This is a genomic window from Myxococcota bacterium, assembly GCA_039030075.1.
Classification (GTDB): Bacteria; Myxococcota_A; UBA9160; order UBA9160; family SMWR01; genus JAHEJV01.
The window spans coordinates 203444-220636 of record JBCCEW010000008.1 but is presented as its reverse complement, the minus strand read 5'-3'; the positions used below and the strand labels follow the sequence as shown (position 1 = coordinate 220636).

Sequence of the window (17193 nt, the reverse complement as noted above, 5' to 3'; positions counted from 1 at the left end):
CTAGAGTGCTCAGCCGAACTGCTAGCAACTAACGATAGGGGTTGCGCTCGTTGCGGGACTTAACCCAACACCTCACGACACGAGCTGACGACAGCCATGCAGCACCTGTCACTCGGCTCCCGAAGGCACCTTCTCTTTTCAGAGAAGTTCCGAGGATGTCAAATCCAGGTAAGGTTCTGCGCGTTGCTTCGAATTAAACCACATGCTCCACCGCTTGTGCGGGCCCCCGTCAATTCCTTGGAGTTTTAGCCTTGCGACCGTACTCCCCAGGCGGAGTGCTAAATGCGTTAACGACGGCACCGCAGGGGTCAATACCCGCGACACCTAGCACTCAACGTTTACGGCGTGGACTACCAGGGTATCTAATCCTGTTTGCTCCCCACGCTTTCGCGTCTCAGCGTCAGTCACCGTCCAGAAGGCCGCCTTCGCCACTGGTATTCCTCCCGATATCTACGGATTTCACCCCTACACCGGGAATTCTGCCTTCCTCTCCGGGACTCTAGCGAGGCAGTTTCGGCTGCAATTCCGGGGTTGGGCCCCGGGCTTTCACAACCGACTTGCCAAGCCGCCTACACGCGCTTTACGCCCAATGATTCCGAACAACGCTTGCACCCTCCGTATTACCGCGGCTGCTGGCACGGAGTTAGCCGGTGCTTCCTTTGGAGGTACCGTCAGGTGACGAGCCTATTTGAAACGTCACCGTTCTTCCCTCCCGACAGAGGTTTACGACCCGAGGGCCTTCATCCCTCACGCGGCGTTGCTGGGTCAGGCTTTCGCCCATTGCCCAAAATTCCCGACTGCTGCCTCCCGTAGGAGTCTGGACCGTGTCTCAGTTCCAGTGTGGCTGATCATCCTCTCAGACCAGCTACTGATCGGAGCCTTGGTGAGCCGTTACCTCACCAACAAGCTAATCAGACGCGGGCTCATCTACGGGCGATAGCTTCCAAGGAGAGGCCATCTTTTTCTGCAAGCTCCGGAGAGCTCGTAGTCTTATCCGGTATTAGCCCCAGTTTCCCGAGGTTGTCCCAGACCCGAAGGCAGATTACCCACGCGTTACTCACCCGTGCGCCACTCGAGTACCCCCCGAAGGGGGCCTTTCCGTTCGACTTGCATGTCTTAAGCACGCCGCCAGCGTTCGTTCTGAGCCAGGATCAAACTCTCCAGTTTAAACCTGTGACTCGCTACGAACGCACCAAGTGCGTGAACACTCGACGCGCTCGCATCGAGTTGTTCGGATTTCCAAAAATGGGAAATTACGTATCCCACAAGGCCACCCATCGAGTCATCCCATGACTCGACAGGCCGCACGCTATTCAGTTTTCAAAGACCGCAGAAAGCCACGATCAGCCTGTGGGGGGCTGCCGAGGCCAGAGACTAGACGGGGCAGCGCGTACGCTGCCCCCCCTGGAAACCGGGCTCCGCAATGTACGAGAGCGAAGGGGTTCGGTCAACCCCCCAGAAAACAGCCATTTCCGGGCCCCTCTTGCCGGTTCTGCCGGCGGAGGGTCACCCGGGGGCAGACTCCAGGACGAGCCGGGCAAAGCGACGCTTGCCGACCTGTAAGAGATAGGCACCCGGCGCGAGGAACAATCCGACGTCCTCGACCCGGGTGCCGTCGAGCTGCACGGCCCCCTGGGCCACCAGTCGCCGGGCCTCCCCCCGCGACTTCGCGAGGCCGAGAGCCGCGATCACGTCGAGCAGGCCGCGCCGACCGTCCTCGTCCGTCACCAACGCGTGTTCCGCGATGTCGTCGGGCAGCTCCTTGCGCTGAACCACCTTGCGGAAGTGATCCGCTGCGGCGTCAGCCGCCGAAGCGTCATGGAACCGTGTCACCAGCCGTCGCGCGAGGGCCTGCTTGAACGCGAGCGGATCGCCACTTCCGTCGCCGAGCGACGCGCGCGCCGGTCGAAGGTCTTCCCATTGACCCGCGTGGAGATGATCGAAGTAGTCCAGCATGAGCGCGTCGGAGACACTCATCACCATGCCGTACATGTCTTCGGGCGGCTCGGTGAGCCCGATCGCGTTGCCCAGGCTCTTGGACATCTTCTCCACACCGTCGGTGCCGACGAGCAGCGGGTGGGTGATCACGGCCTGAGGCGCCTGCCCATAGGTCCGCTGCACCTCGCGCGCCATCAGCAGGTTGAAGGTCTGGTCGGTTCCACCGAGCTCGACGTCGGCCTCGAGGGCGACAGAGTCGTAGGCCTGGGCGAAGGGATACAGGAACTCGTGCACGGCGATCGGCTCGCCCGCCGCGTAGCGCTTCGAGAAGTCGTCGCGTTCGAGCAAGCGCGCCACCGTCGAGTGCGAGCACAACCGCACGAAGTCGGCGGGGGACAACCGGTCCATCCACTCGCTGTTGTACCGGACCTCGGCGCGCTCGACGTCCAGCACGAGGCCCGCCTGCGCGACATAGGTCTTCGCGTTGGCCTCGACCTCCTCTGCGGACAGCGCAGGCCGGGTCTTCTTCTTGCCGGTGGGGTCCCCGATGCGCGCCGTGAAGTCCCCCACCAGGAAGATCGGGGTGTGTCCCAGCTCCTGAAAGCGCGCGAGCTTCCCGAGCACGACCGAGTGTCCGAGATGGATGTCGGGGGCCGAGGGATCCAGGCCCAGCTTCACGCGAAGCGGCCGGCCCTCGCGCAACGCCTTGGCCAGCCGCGGACGCAGCTCGTCCTCTCCGTACCACTCGGCTGCGCCGTCGCGCATGACGGCGAGCTGGCGATCGATCTCCGCCGCTTCGGCCGGGGTCAGGGAATTCGCGTCCACCACTCGAGTCCTCGCTCGGTCAGGATCCCGTCGACTCGTCGATCGCCCTCCTCCTCGGGGACCGCGTCGACGCGCTGGAAGGCATAGCCCACTCCGAGCAGCCAGGGGCCGTCGGCGTCGGCGGGAAACGCGCGATCGTAATAGCCGCCGCCCCGACCCAGGCGCTCGCCGCGGTCGCCGAACGCGACGCCGGGAACGAAGACCCCCTCCCCCGAACCGGGCGGGGCCGCAGGTTCACCGTGGGGCTCGAGCAGCCCGAAGCGCCCCGTCCCGAGATCCTCCCAGCGCTCGACCCGCACCCAATCGAGCCGGTGCCCCTGCACGCGTGGAAAGAGGCACCCGATGCCCACCTCGATCAGCGCGGCGAAGAGCGGCTGGGTCGGAACTTCTCCATCGCCATCGGCGTACAACCCCACCCGAGACGTGGCGCCTACCCGGGGATCCGCGCAGGCGAAGCGCGCCAGTGCCGATCCCGCCGCTGCCGCGGCCGCGTCGGGAACGGCGCGCCTTCGCGCCCGGAACTCACGACGCAGATCGCGCTTCGCGTCCTGGAGACTCTCGCTCAATGCGTCGCTAGCGCGACGCGGGAAGAGCCGATTCGGCGAGCTCGATGAGGCTGCGGAGCTGGCTGGCTTCGGCGCACAGCTGGTCTTCCTGCAGACTGACCACTTCCCGCGCGAGGTTCAGCGCGGTCAGCATCGCCACATCGTAGGAATCGACGGTACCGGTGCGCTTCTCCACGCGCGCCATCGTTGCGTCGACCGTCTCGGCGATCCGCGCGAGCTGCTCGGCCGGCTCGTCGCTCTTGACCCGGAAATCCTTGCCGCGAATCCGCACGGCGACCGTGCGCTTCGCGCTCACTTCGTCGCCTCTGCGCTCGCGAGCTGGGCGTCGAGCTGATCGAGCTGAGCGATCAACTCGTCGAGCTGCTTCCCCGTGTCTTGGCGTCGCTGGTTCGCCTCGAGCAGCTGGGCCTCGAGCTGGCGCACCCGGTCGTTGCGCTCGCTGACCTGCTTGCGCAGCTCACGCGCCTCCTCCTGGAGTCGCCCTTGCTCGGCAACCAGGGCAGTGACGGCGCGCTCGAGCCGGTCCCAGTCATAGGGCCCGCTGGCCCCCGACGCACTGGCGCGGGATGCAGAAGCACGGTTTTCGTTTGCGGTCCGGCGACTCTCCACAGTGTGGGATTCGGCCGGAACGCTGCCATTGCCATGGACGATCGCGGTGTCGGTGTGCGAAATGGCGGCCCCCCCCATCGTCGAGAGGAATCGTAACGACTCTCGTTGACGGGCGTCAAGCGACTCGGCGCGAAGACATACGCCTTCCGACGGAAAACGGCGTTGCAGAATCGCGCGCCGACGGGCGCCGCTAGACGTAGGTGTTGCGCGACTGCAGCCGACTATTTCCCTGCAGGTACGCGTCGACGCAGCGCGCGGCCTCGCGGCCCTCCCACTGCGCCCAGACCACGAGGGACTGACCGCGTCGGCAGTCCCCGGCGGCGAAGACGCCCGGCTCGCTGGTCTCGAACCGCTTCGTGTCGGCGGCAACGTTGCCTCGGGGGTCGAGATCGACGCCCAGCCCCTCGACCAGCCCGTCGTGGGTCGGGTGGACGAAGCCCATCGCCAGCAGCACGAGGGTGGCGGGGATCGAGAACTCGCTCCCCGGCACCTCCTGCATCGTGTTCATCAGGGGCCGATCCAGACGATCGCGATCGAACTCCACCTGGACCCCGTGGAGCTGGGTCACCCGGCCGTTCTCGCCGGTCAGCTTCGTGGTCATCATCGCGTAGTCGCGATCGCCGCCCTCGGCGTGGGAGCTCGATACGTTGAAGTAGTACTTCTTCGAGAGCGGCCACGGCTCCGAGGCGTGACGCCCCTCGGGAGGCCGGGGCAGCAGCTCGATCGAGGTGACCGAGCGCGCGCCCTGCCGGTGGGAGGTGCCGATGCAGTCCGAGCCTGTGTCGCCTCCCCCGAGGATCACGACGTCCTGGTCGCCCGCGAGGATCGCCCCCGCCTCGGCGACCTCGTCGCCGGCCACCCGCCGGTTCTGCTGGGGCAGGAAGTCCATCGCGAAGTGCACGCCGGCGAGCTCCCGCCCAGGAACCTCGAGGTCGCGCGGCGCCTCGGAGCCCATGCAGAGCACGACCGCGTCGAAGCTCTTGCGCAGATCCGAGACGCTGAGATCGACACCCACGTTCACACCGGTCTGGAAGGCGACGCCCTCCTCGCGCAGCTGCTCGACGCGGCGATCGATGATCCACTTCTCGAGCTTGAAGTCCGGGATCCCGTAGCGCAGCAGCCCCCCGAGCCGGTCGTTCTTCTCGAACAGAGTGACGGTATGCCCGGCCCGGTTCAGCTGCTGGGCGGCCGAAAGCCCCGCGGGGCCCGAGCCGATCACCGCAACCGAGCGACCCGTGCGCCGTTCCGGCCGGTTCGGCCGGATCCAGCCCTCCTCCCAGCCACGCCGCACGATCTCCCACTCGATCTGCTTGATCGTCACCGGGTCCTGGTTGATGCCCAGGACACAGGCCTGCTCACACGGCGCCGGGCACACGAGGCCCGTGAACTCGGGGAAGTTGTTCGTCGAGTGGAGCCGCGCGAGCGCGTCCTCCCACTTGTCGCGGAACACCAGGTCGTTGAAGTCGGGGATGATGTTCCCGAGCGGACAGCCGTTGTTGCAGAACGGGATGCCGCAATCCATGCAGCGCGACGCCTGGGTCTTCGACTGCTCGCGCGGGAAGTCCTCCTGCACCAGCTTCCAGTCCTGCAGGCGCTCGTCGACCCCGCGGTACGCCGTGCTCTCGCGGCCGTGCTTCAAGAACCCCTTCACATCACCCATTGCCGCTCTCCGCCGCGACGCGATCCGTCATCGCCCGCTTGTAGTCCTTCGGGAAGACCTTCACGAACTTCCCGGCGTAGCTGTCCCACTTGCGCAACACGTCGTCGGCACGCTCGCTGTGGGTGTACTGGAAGTGCCGACGCACCATCCGCTGGACCTTCTCGAGATCCTCGTCGTCCAACGGGTCGAGGTCGATCGTCTCCGGGTTCACCCGGGTGTGAAAATCGCCGTCCTCGTCGAGCACGTAGGCGATGCCGCCGCTCATGCCCGCGCCGAAGTTGCGCCCAGTGGTTCCGAGGATCACGACGTTGCCGCCCGTCATGTACTCGCAGCCAGGCTCGCCGACGCCCTCGACGACGGCGTCGGCGCCGCTGTTGCGGACGCAGAACCGCTCGCCGGCGAGCCCCTGGAAGTAGGCCTCGCCGCTGGTCGCGCCGTAGAGCACGACGTTGCCGGCGATCACGTTCTCCGCGGGGTCGAAAGTGCTCCCCTCGGGCACGCGAACGATGATCTTGCCACCGCAGAGCCCCTTGCCGATGTAGTCGTTGGCGTCGCCCTCGATCTCGAAGGTGAGCCCACGCGTGCAGAATGCACCGAGGCTCTGTCCGGCACTGCCCTGGAAGCGCATGCGGATGGTGTCTTCCGGCAGGCCCTCCTCGCCGTACTTGAGCGACACCTCGGAGCCCAGGATCGTGCCGACCGTGCGATCCGTGTTCTGGATCGGCATGTCGATCTCGACGTTCTCGCCCCGCTCGAGTGCCGGCGCGGCCAGCCGCAGGAGCTTCTGGTCGAGCACCTGCTCGAGTTCCTGAGCCAGGCTCTGACTCTCCTTCTGGTAGATGGCATGGGGCACGTCGGGCTTGTGGAAGAGCTCGTCGAAGTCGAGGCCCCGCTGCTTCCAGTGGTTCTCGGCCCGGGCCACGTCGAGGACGTCGACCTGGCCGATCATCTCGTCGACACTGCGGAAGCCGAGCTCCGCCATGTATTCGCGGGCCTCTTCCGCGATCCAGAGCAGGTACTGCACGACACTGTCGGGCGTGCCCGCGAAGCGCTCGCGCAGCACCGGATCCTGGGTCGCGATCCCGACCGGGCAGGTATTGAGATGGCATACGCGCATCAGGATGCAGCCCATCGCCACCAACGGTGCCGTCGAGAAGCCGTATTCATCGGCGCCGAGCAGAGCCGCGATCACGACGTCACGACCGGTCTTCAAGCCGCCGTCGGTCTGCACCCGGATGCGCCCGCGCAGGTCGTTCAACACGAGGGTCTGCTGGGTCTCGGCGAGGCCGATCTCCCAGGGCATGCCCGCATACTTGATCGAGGCCTGCGGCGACGCGCCCGTGCCACCGTCCATGCCGCTGATCAGGACGCCATCGGCCTTCCCCTTCGCGACACCGGCCGCAATCGTGCCGACACCCGTCACGGACACCAGCTTCACCGACACACGCGCGTAGCGGTTGGCGTTCTTCAGGTCGTAGATCAGCTGGGAGAGGTCCTCGATCGAATAGATGTCGTGGTGGGGCGGCGGTGAGATGAGCCCGACGCCCGGCGTCGAGTGACGCACCTTCGCGATCGTGTCGTTGACCTTGTGACCGGGAAGCTCCCCGCCCTCGCCCGGCTTTGCGCCCTGGGCCACCTTGATCTGGACCTCGTCCGCGTTGACGAGATACCAGCTCGTGACGCCGAAGCGGCCCGACGCGACCTGCTTGATGGCACTGCGGCGCAGATCGCCGTTGTCGTCGGGAGTGAAGCGCGCCGGGTCCTCACCGCCCTCGCCCGTGTTCGACTTCCCGCCGAGGCGGTTCATCGCGATCGCGAGGGTCTGGTGCGCCTCCATCGAGATCGAGCCGTAGCTCATGGCGCCGGTGCAGAAGCGCTTCACGATCTCCACCGCGGGCTCCACCTCGTCGAGAGGCACCGCGGGTCGCAGGTCCTCGCGGAAGCGGAACAGGCCGCGCAGGGTGCAGGCCTCTTCGGCGGTGCCGTCGGCGGCCGCACTGAACTCCTTGTAGTCCTCGTAGCTACCACGACGCAGCGCGATCTGGAGCTTCGAGACCGTGTCCGGGTTGAACGTGTGACGCTCGCCGCGCGCGCGCCACTGGTAGAGACCGCCGGGATCGAGCTCGGGATACTGGAAATCCTCGCCCGGGAAGGCGCGCGCGTGGCGCATCGCCGCCTCGGTCGCGATCACCTCGAAGCCGACGCCCGAGACACGCGAGGGCGTCCCCGAGAAGCAGCGGGCCACGAGATCCCGGTCGAGCCCGATCGCTTCGAAGATCTGGGCGCCGCGGTAGGACGCGAGCGTCGAGATCCCCATCTTCGCGAAGGTCTTGAGCAGCCCCTTGTCGTTCGCCTTGATGAAGTTCTTCACCGCCGTGGCCGGGTCGAGCCCTTCGGGCGTGAAGGTGCCGTCGAGGACGAGCTCTTCCAGGCTCTGCAACGCCAGGTAGGGGTTGATGCCCGCGGCGCCGTATCCGAGCAGGAGCGCCATGTGCGCCACCTCGCGCGCCTCACCGGTCTCGCAGATCAGACTGCAACGGGTGCGCAGGGTCTCGCGGATCAGGTGGTGATGCACCGCGCCAGTCGCCAGAAGCATCGGGATCGGCGCGAGGTCCGGCGCGACGCCCCGGTCCGACAGGATCAGGATGTTCGCGCCCGCGCGCACCGCGGCCTCGGCCTCGTTGCAGAGCGCGTCGAGCGCCGCGCGCAGGCCGCCACCGCCCTCGGACACCTTGAACAGACACGGCAACGTCCGCGACTCGAAGCCCGGCGCGTCGATGTTCTCGAGCTTCGCCAGCTCCTCGTCGGTGAGCACCGGGTGCTCCAGCCGGACCATGCGCGCGTGCTCTTCGGTCTCCTCGAGGATGTTGCGCTCGGCGCCCACCGTCGAGAAGAGGGTCATCACCGGGCGCTCGTTGATCGAGTCCATCGCCGGGTTCGAGACCTGTGCGAAGCGCTGCTTGAAGTAGCGGTAGAGCATCTGCGGCCGATCCGAGAGACACGCCAGCGCGGCATCCTCGCCCATCGAACCGATCGGCCACTTCCCCTGGGTTGCCATCGGCGCCAGCAGGAGCTTCATGTCCTCGGCCGTGTACCCGAACGCCTGCTGCATCAGGAAGCGCTGCTCGCGGTTCTGCTTCAGGGACGACACCGGGGCATCGGGCAGGTCGGAGAGCAGGAGCCGCTGGTTCTCCACCCAGCTGCGGTAGGGCTTGCGCTCGACGAAGCTGCGCTTCAACTCTTCGTCACCGACGATGCGGCCTTCTTCGAGGTCGATCAGCAGCACCTTGCCCGGGTGCAGACGGTTCTTCCTCTCCACGTTCGCCGGGTCGATGTCGGTGACACCGACCTCGGAGCCCATCACGAAGAAGCCGTCCTTCGTCACCACGTAGCGCGACGGACGCAGGCCGTTGCGGTCGAGCACGGCTCCGATCTTCTTGCCATCGGTGAACGCCAGCGACGCGGGCCCGTCCCAGGGTTCGAGCAGGAACGAGTGATACTCGTAGTAGGCCCGCAGATCCGGGTCCATGTCGTCCCGGTTTTCCCAGGCCTCCGGGACCATCATGAGGATGGCTTCCGAGAGGTCCCGACCGGCCAGGCTCAAGAACTCGAGGGCGTTGTCGAACCGCGCCGAGTCGGACGCCCCCTCGCGCATGATCGGGTAGAGCTTCTGGAGATCGTCGCCGAAGAGGTCCGACTCGAGCGTCCCTTCGCGCGCGCGCATCCAGTTCTGGTTGCCCTCGATCGTATTGATCTCGCCGTTGTGGGCGAGATAGCGGAATGGATGGGCCAGGTCCCAGGCACCGAGGGTGTTCGTGCTGTAGCGCGAGTGCACGAGACAGAGCGCCGACATGAAATCCGGGTCGCGCACGTCGGGGAAGAAGCCGCGGATCTGCCGCGAGATCAGCATGCCCGTGTACACGATGGTCCGCGAAGAGAGGCTCGTGACGTAGAAGAAGTGGTCGTCGCCGTGCTCGGCCGCGATCTGCTTCTCGGCCAGGCGCCGGATCACGTAGAGCTTGCGCTGGAACGCGTCCTCGTCCTGGGCCTCGGGGCCGTCGGCGGCCACGAAGATCTGGCGGGCCGCGGGCATGCTCTCGCGAGCGAGCCAGCCGATGGCAGCCTCGTCGCAGGGCACCTCGCGCCAGCCGAGGACGCGCTGGCCCTCGGCAGCCACCAGGCTCTCGAGAATCTCGACCTGACGCGCCGCCGCCTTCGGGTCCTTGTCGAGGAAGATCATGCCGGCCGCGTAGCGACCGGCTTCGGGCAGCTCGATGCCCTGGGTGCCGAGCTCGCGACGGAAGAAGGCGTCGGGCAGCTGGACGAGGAGCCCGGCGCCGTCGCCCGTCTCGGGGTCGCAGCCGCAGGCGCCGCGGTGCTCGAGATTGATCAGGAGCTGGATACCCTTCGACACCACCTCGTGCGACTTCTCACCGCGAATGTTCGCGATGAAGCCGACGCCACAGGCGTCGTGCTCGTGGGCGGGGTCGTAGAGCCCTTGCTTCTCGAGGCGAAGCGGGCCGCGATCGGGCTGGGGGGTCATCCTTGCGGATCTCCATGGGCTTCGGGTTGGCGGTCGGCCTCCGAGGCGCGTCGCTTGCCGCGACGCGGGCGCTCCCGGAAACCGTCTTCGGGACTGAGCGCGATCCGGGTGCGCTCGGTGCCGGTGGAAAGCACGATCATCGTCTCGGTGCGCGAGACGCCATCGATGCTGCGAATCTGGTCGATCAGTCGTTCGAGGCTCTCCGTGTTGCGGGTCTTTGCCTTGAGCAGGAGGGTGTGGGCACCGGTGACGTGGTGGCATTCGAGCACCTCGTCGAGCCGGGCCGCCTGGGTCTCGACCCGGGCGATCGCGCCGGGACGGTCGGTCGACACCCCGATGAAGGCCGACACGTCGCGGCCGAGCTTGCGCGCGTCGAGCTGGGCGCGATAGCCCACCACGATGCCGGCTTCTTCGAGCTTGTGGATGCGATCGACGACGGCGGGCGCAGAGAGCCCGACCTTCTCACCGATCGCGGCCAGGGGCTGCTTGCAGTTCTCCTGCAGCAGCTCGAGGATCGCCCGATCGGTGGCGTCGAAATCGGCGGGGACGCGACCGACTTTCATTAGGCGCCTTCGGGTGTTGCACCGAATACATAGGCGATGGCGGGGGGCTTGGTCAAGCGAATCGCAAGAAAGTCGAGCGCTGAACCGTACTTCGTTCAGCGAACCTCAAACGACCCCTCAAACCGGCGGCGCGAAAATCCCCACGGGGGACCTTCCTCGGAACTCGGCGTCGAGCAGGCTCTTGAGGCGGGAGGGGTAGTTGGTGAAGAGTCCGTCGACCCCGGCCCGCAGCAGACGGCGCATCTCGGCGGGATCGTCCACGGTGTACACGTAGACCGCCCATCCGGCGGCGTGGGCCTCCTGAATCGTCCCGTGGCCCGCCAGACCTCGCCACAGATGGACGGCCTCGGCTCCGACGGTTTCGCAGCGCTGGGACCAGCCCCGCGGCGCGTGCCCCGACACCAGGACGCCCAGGCGCGCCTCGGGCCAGGCCTCGCGCAGTCGCAGGAGCACCCCGTCGTCGAAGGACGAGAACAGCATCGACTCGGAGAGCCCGCGCGCCTCGAGAGCCGCAAGGACCCGCGACTCCAGACCGGCGTAGGCGCCGTCGGGGCCGACCTTGATCTCCAGGTTGAAGGGAATCCGGGGCGCGAAGCCGTCGAGTACCTCATCGAGGGTGGGCACGCGCGCTCCCCCGCCCAGGTCGATCTGGCGAACGTCGTCCAGGCCGCTCGAACCGATGGCGCCGTCGCCGGGCAGGCCGGGGAGATGCTCGTCATGAGCCACCACCACCGCCCCGTCGGCGGTGAGATGCAGATCGATCTCGATCATGTCCGCCTGCTGAGCGACGGCGAGGGCGTAGGCGTCGAGGGTGTTCTCGAGACGCTCGCCGGACGCGCCGCGGTGGGCGATGCAGAGGGGTCGCTGGGGACGCATCGGGCTCAGTCTTCGGCCCAGTCGCGTGCCCGCTCGACCGCCCGCTTCCAGCGGCCGTAGAGCGATTCCCGCTCGTCCGTGGACATGCGCGGTTCGAAGCGCGTGAGTCCCGCCGCCTGCTCGGAGCCGCCCGGAACCCCGTCGAAGAAGCCGACCGCCTGACCCGCCAGCGCCGCTGCACCGAGTGCGGTCACTTCGAGCATCTGGGGGCGCTCGACGACGCAACCGAGGACGTCGGCCTGGAACTGCATGAGGAAGTCGTTTGCCGTTGCGCCACCGTCGACGCGTAGGGCTTCGAGGGCAATGCCGGAATCAGTGCGCACGCACTCGACGACGTCGCGGGTCTGGTAGGCGATCGACTCGAGGGTCGCCCGCACCACGTGGGCGCGCGTCGTCCCGCGCGTGAGCCCCACCAACGCGCCGCGCGCGCGCTCGTCCCAGTAGGGAGCCCCGAGGCCGGTGAAGGCCGGCACCAGCACCACGCCGCCCGTGTCGTCGACGCTGGCAGCAAGGGCTTCGCTCTCGCCCGCGCTCTCGAGGAGCCCCAGGCCATCGCGCAGCCACTGCACCGCCGAGCCGGTTACGAAGATGCTGCCCTCGAGGGCGTATTCGACCCGACCGTCGATCCCCCACGCCAGCGTGGTGAGCAGACCGGTCTCGGACACCGAGGCCTGCTCCCCGGTGTTCATCAGGAGGAAGCTACCGGTGCCGTAGGTGTTCTTCGCGCGGCCCGGGCTCGTGCACCCCTGGCCATAGAGCGCGGCCTGCTGATCACCCGCGATCCCGGCGATCGGCACTTCGGCGCCGAACCATTCGGGGTCCGCCATCCCGAAGACGCCGCTCGAATCCTGGACGGCCGGGAGCACTGCGCGCGGCACGTTCAAGGCCGCCAGCATGCGGTCGTCCCAGTCGCGCTCGTGGACGTTGTAGAGGAGCGTGCGCGCGACGTTCGAGTACTCGGTCGCGTGGACACGGCCCTTCGTGAGCTTGTGGAGCAGCCAGCTATCGATGGTGCCGAAGGCGAGCTCTCCCGCTTCCGCGCGAGCCTGGGACCCATCGACCGCATCGAGGATGAATCGCACTTTCGTGCCCGAGAAGTACGCGTCGATCACCAGGCCGGTGCGTCGCCGCACCTCGTCTTCCAGCCCCTCGGCACGCAATGCGTCGCAGATCCGTGTGGTCTGACGCGACTGCCAGACGATCGCGCGATGGATCGGACGACCACTCGCGCGATCCCAGACCACCGTGGTCTCGCGTTGGTTGGTGATGCCGATGGCGGCGAGATCGGCGCCGGTCGCACCCGCCTTCTCGAGCGCTCCCCGCGCCGACGCGAGCTGGCTCTCCCAGATCTCGTCGGCGTCGTGTTCTACCCAGCCCGGCTTCGGAAAATGCTGCGGGAACTCTCGCTGGTCGACGGCCACCACCGTCCCCGCGGCGTCGAAGAGCAAGGCGCGCGAGGACGTGGTCCCCTGATCGAGCGCCATCACGTAGCGAGCCATGATCCCTGCCTCCCACTGCCGACGAGCGGGCGCCTAGCGTACCCGTTTCACGTGGAAATTCGCGGACCTTCGCGGCCTCCGAACGACTCTCGGGGAGCCGGATCGCGCCGCGATCCGGCTAGGGCTGGCGCCGGGCCGCGTCGGGCGGGGACCGGATGGGGCCTGGGGTGGGCAGGGCCAGGCACAGCGCGGGGCGCCCAGGAGCCGATTCGGACGGGGAATCCCGAAACCCGGACCATCCGGGCTTCGGAGAAGCGCCCGGGCGTCCCGCGCTGAACCCAGGATCGGTCAGGGTGGGAGGGGCCCGCTGTGCCGGGCATCACACTTCCGGACTTCTGGTCAGGTCCCCGTTCGTCCGATACGTTCGAGTACAGGGGGCTTCACTCGTCCCCGAGTCCCAGGCGGCCGAGGTCGGTCGTTTTGGGGCGACCGGTAGGGGCGGTAACGGCGACTACCCCGGGAGCCGGCAGGAAGCGAGGTCTGGGCCTCGCTGGGTGTTTCCCACGCCGAGACGGAGGTGATTCGGTGAACCAATGTAGTACTACGGCGAGTGAGGTGGCGGCGTCCTAGCGCCACGAGCCGAATTTCTTATCTCGGCAAAGGGGACGCAGGTTCCCAGCGCCACCGCCCCGAGAGTGCGGATGCCGTAGCCGCTCCGAAGGCCCATCGGCCCAGCCGACGGCCTGCTCTCGGGGCTTTCTTTTGCCTGGCCGCGAAAAGCGGTGCGCAACGCCCTGCCCCGCCCGCGCCGGAACCCGCCGGACTTGATCTCGGGCCTTCCCGCAGGGAACATCGGTCCATGGCGTCTTCCCCCTCGGACGCGGACCGCGCAGCTTCCGGCGCAGACCGAAGGCCTTCCGAATCGGATCGACAGGTCTGGACGCTGCTCGTGTCGTGTCCCGACCAACGCGGCATCGTCGCCGCCCTGGCCCAGGTGCTCTACGGACACGGCGCGAACATCCTCCACGCGGACCAGCACACCGACCCGCTCGCCGGCATCTTCTTCCAGCGCATCCGCTTCGACACGACCGAGCTGCGCACCGACGCGACGAGCCTGAAGGCGGCGATCGCCGAGGTCGCCGACCGCCTGCAGATGCGTTGGCGGCTCTCCGAGCCGAGCCGCCCGAAGCGGGTGGCGATCTTCGTCAGCCGCACCGATCACTGTCTCTATGACCTCCTGTTGCGACACCGCGCCGGTGAACTCGACTGCGAGCTCTCGATGATCGTGAGCAACCACGAATCGCTCGCGCCGGTCGCGGCCCAGTTCGACGTGCCGTACCACGTCTTCCCGATCACCAAGGAGACCAAGCGCGCGCAGGAAGAGAAGGAGATCGCGCTCTTGGACGGGGCGGACATCGATCTCGTGGTGATGGCGCGCTACATGCAGATCCTCTCCTCGGATTTCGTCGAACACTTCATCCACCGCGTGATCAACATCCACCATTCGTTCCTCCCCGCCTTCAGCGGGGGGAAGCCCTACCACCAGGCGCACGAACGCGGCGTCAAGCTCATCGGCGCCACCGCACACTACGCGACGAAGGACCTCGACGAGGGCCCGATCATCGAGCAGGACGTGATCCGCGCCAGCCATCAGGACACGATCGCCGAGCTCGTCCGCAAGGGACGCGACGTCGAACGCAACGTGCTCTCCCGGGCCGTGCGTTGGCACCTCGACGACCGGGTTCTCGTCTACGGCAACAAGACGGTCGTCTTCCAGTAGAGGTCTCGGCTCCATGAATTTCCGGATGGCGGGCTTCTTGATCGCGCTCCTGGTGGGCGTGGCCAGCTGGGTGCTCACGTGCGCCGCCTGGCAGTTCGACCAGGTGGCCGAGGGTGTGCGCCCCCTCGACCCGCGCCAGTTCGAGCGCTTCACGGTGGTCACCCTCGGAACCGCCGGCATGGCCGAGGACCACAACCGCCGCGGCACCTCGATCGCCGCCGGCCAGGGCGCGGACGTCGTGCTGGTGGACGCCGGACGTGGGCTCGCCGAAGCGCTGCGCGCCGCCACCGTCCCCGTGTCCCAGCCGAACACCCTGCTCGTAACGGCGCTCTTGCCCGAGAACCTCGTCGGACTCGACGACTGGCTGTCGGCGGCATGGTTGGCCGGTCGACAGGAACCGATCCGGATCGTCGGACCGCCGGGCATCGGCGAGATCGCGCAGGCCGCGGCGCAGGTGGTGTCGCGCGGCGTGACCGCTCGGGCGGAAGCCCTCGGCCTCCCGGCCCCCAGCCCCCGCTTCGAGGTCGTCGAAGCCGAAGACGGATGGGAGGGCAGCGAAGGAGCGCTGTCGTTCACGGCCATCGGCCTCGACGGCGGCCCGGTGCCCAGCCTGGCTTGGCAGCTGCGCGCCGGGGATCGGCGCGCGGTGGTCGGCGGTGTCGGTTGGGGACTCGAGGCCCTCGAAGAAGCGGCGCGCGGCGCGCACCTGCTCGTCCACGATGCCGCGCGCGTGCCGACCCCCGAAGAGGCCACCGATCTCGGCATCGATCTGGACCCGGAACTGCTGGAGCGCGAGGCCGCCCTCCTGACCGAGTACCGCGAAGTCGGCAGCCTCGCGCGCCGCGCCGAAGTACCGGTGCTCGCGCTGGTGCGCCTGCGACCGCCGCCGGTGCTCGACCTGCAGGTCACGCTCGAGATCGCCGACCACTACGACGGACGCGTGATCATCGCCGAGGATGGCGACGAGTTCACACCGTAAGGTCGAGGATCCCGTCCGCTTCGTTCGCCGGCGGTAGGGGCGCTTCGGGGTTCCCGGCTTCGAAACGCGCGCGCTGGCCGCGGTAGTAGGTGTTCGTCGGCTCGAGCTCGATCGCTTCGTCGATCAGGATCTGTGCCGCCTCGGCGTTCCCCAGCTGGAAGTGCAGCTCGGCGAGCGTATCGAGGATGGCCGGCTCGGACCGGTCGGTGGCCTGAACCGCTTGCTCCGCCAACTGGCGGCCGTTCTCGAGCATCTCCGCGCTCGCGTCCGGAGTCGTCGCGATCAGCCAGGCCCACTCGTTCGCGTCGTAGGGCGTGAGCTGATAGGTCATCAGCACCCGGCCGCCGTAGCGCTCGAGGAAGGAATCCGCGGAGCTCGCGTGGTAGGTGGCCGTCGCCATCGAAGCAGCCGTCAGCACGACGCCGGCGGTGGCCGCGCCGCGAATCCAACCCTCGCTGGCACGCGACCCGAGACCACGATCGATCACCAGGCGCATAGCGATGATGCCGCCGACGAAGCCTCCCAGGTGAGCCGCCCCCGCGATGGCGGGCAAGAGCGAGAGAACCGCACTGATCCCGATCACCCAGAAGAGAACGCGCCTGGGAACGCGCCACCAGGCGGGGAGCTGGTCGGTCATGCGGAGCTCGAGCCAGAGCAGCGCCCCGACGAGGCCGGAGACCACGCCCGACGCCCCGACCACGGGAACCGACGTCGCGAGCCCGGAGACGACCATCGCTGCCACGCCGGACACGATCATCAAAAAGAGCGTGCGCGCGGTCCCGAGCGCATGCTCGACGAGCGACCCGACGGCGACCAGCCCGGCGACATTCAAGACCAGGTGGACGAGGTAGCTGTGGAATACGTTCGCCGTCACGTAGCGCCACCAATCGCCCTGAGCGGCCATGGCGCCGTTGAAGTAGCTGACGCGCTCGAGCCACGGGGTATGGAAGAGCTGCGCCACGTAGACGAGAACGCACAGCGCCGCGAACGCCCAGGTGGCGATCTCGCGCTCATCGAGTCGGGCCGTCGCCTCCACCTCGGACATGCGCGCGAGCTGCGCGGCACCCTCGGGCAGCTGGGTGACGCGGGAGAGCAGCGCCTGCACCATACGCTCCGGGTCCTCGGATGCCACGAAGGATCCGCGCGGCAGCACGTAGACCGAATCCTCGGCGCCGATCCACAGGGCGCGCGGCGTGGTGGCCACGTGGGTGAGCGCAGCGAAGCGCGTGAACACCCGCTTGCTGCCCGAAGCCGCTGCTGGGTGGTGGAAACCGTCGGCCTCGAAGCGGATCGCTTCACGGCCTTCCAGGGAGAAGCTCAACGACTCCCCCGACGCTTCCCGGTCCCCGCTCGCCCCCGACCCGGGCGGAGTCGGCGGCGCATCCGCATCGGGTCGGCGAGGTTCCACCCGGCGA

At 67.7% G+C, this 17193-nt stretch carries 12 protein-coding genes and 1 rRNA gene; 2 read left to right on the top strand and 11 right to left on the bottom strand.

Going from position 1 to position 17193, the window contains the following annotated elements; genetic code table 11:
- The 10 genes from AAF430_11380 to glpK all read right to left on the bottom strand — a co-directional run.
- A 16S ribosomal RNA gene (locus tag AAF430_11380) occupies positions 1-1167 on the bottom strand; the annotation flags it as partial.
- 339 nt (positions 1168-1506) lie between these two features.
- A complete protein-coding gene (gene tyrS, locus AAF430_11375; protein MEM7410827.1) occupies positions 1507-2763 on the bottom strand; it encodes a tyrosine--tRNA ligase in 1257 nt (418 codons plus the stop codon).
- Positions 2745-3329 (bottom strand): 5-formyltetrahydrofolate cyclo-ligase, encoded by a 585-nt coding sequence (locus AAF430_11370; protein ID MEM7410826.1) that lies wholly within the window; start codon positions 3327-3329, stop codon positions 2745-2747. Before AAF430_11370 ends, tyrS begins: the two co-directional genes overlap by 19 nt.
- Before the next feature lie 7 nt (positions 3330-3336).
- Entirely contained in the window at positions 3337-3624 is a 288-nt protein-coding gene (locus tag AAF430_11365) for a cell division protein ZapA (protein ID MEM7410825.1), read from the bottom strand.
- Positions 3621-4016: a hypothetical protein gene (locus AAF430_11360; GenBank protein ID MEM7410824.1), complete on the bottom strand. Its 396-nt coding sequence runs from the start codon at positions 4014-4016 to the stop codon at positions 3621-3623. The genes AAF430_11365 and AAF430_11360 overlap by 4 nt, the downstream gene beginning before the upstream one ends.
- A gap of 112 nt (positions 4017-4128) precedes the next feature.
- Positions 4129-5598 carry a glutamate synthase subunit beta gene (locus AAF430_11355; protein ID MEM7410823.1) on the bottom strand — a complete coding sequence of 490 codons (1470 nt, stop codon included), beginning with the start codon at positions 5596-5598 and terminating at the stop codon, positions 4129-4131.
- Positions 5591-10141 carry a glutamate synthase large subunit gene (gene gltB, locus AAF430_11350; protein ID MEM7410822.1) on the bottom strand — a complete coding sequence of 1517 codons (4551 nt, stop codon included), beginning with the start codon at positions 10139-10141 and terminating at the stop codon, positions 5591-5593. Before gltB ends, AAF430_11355 begins: the two co-directional genes overlap by 8 nt.
- Entirely contained in the window at positions 10138-10704 is a 567-nt protein-coding gene (locus tag AAF430_11345; GenBank protein ID MEM7410821.1) for an Lrp/AsnC family transcriptional regulator, read from the bottom strand. The genes gltB and AAF430_11345 overlap by 4 nt, the downstream gene beginning before the upstream one ends.
- A gap of 117 nt (positions 10705-10821) precedes the next feature.
- Positions 10822-11580, bottom strand: coding sequence for a glycerophosphodiester phosphodiesterase (locus AAF430_11340; GenBank protein MEM7410820.1), 759 nt, complete (start codon positions 11578-11580; stop codon positions 10822-10824).
- Between the two features lie 5 nt (positions 11581-11585).
- Complete coding sequence (gene glpK / locus AAF430_11335; GenBank protein MEM7410819.1) at positions 11586-13079, bottom strand: glycerol kinase GlpK; 1494 nt, start codon at positions 13077-13079, stop codon at positions 11586-11588.
- 799 nt (positions 13080-13878) lie between these two features.
- Here glpK and purU point away from each other — a divergent pair.
- Together purU and AAF430_11325 are read left to right on the top strand one after the other, a co-directional pair.
- Complete coding sequence (gene purU, locus AAF430_11330; GenBank protein MEM7410818.1) at positions 13879-14799, top strand: formyltetrahydrofolate deformylase; 921 nt, start codon at positions 13879-13881, stop codon at positions 14797-14799.
- A 13-nt stretch (positions 14800-14812) separates the two neighbouring features.
- Positions 14813-15778 carry a hypothetical protein gene (locus tag AAF430_11325; GenBank protein ID MEM7410817.1) on the top strand — a complete coding sequence of 322 codons (966 nt, stop codon included), beginning with the start codon at positions 14813-14815 and terminating at the stop codon, positions 15776-15778.
- Here the strand turns inward: AAF430_11325 and AAF430_11320 are convergent.
- The gene (locus AAF430_11320) at positions 15768-17099 is read right to left on the bottom strand and encodes a rhomboid family intramembrane serine protease (protein ID MEM7410816.1); all 1332 of its coding nucleotides are present in this window, start codon (positions 17097-17099) and stop codon (positions 15768-15770) included. The two genes, AAF430_11325 and AAF430_11320, sit on opposite strands and share 11 nt — an antisense overlap.
- Between the last annotated feature and the right edge of the window lie 94 nt (positions 17100-17193).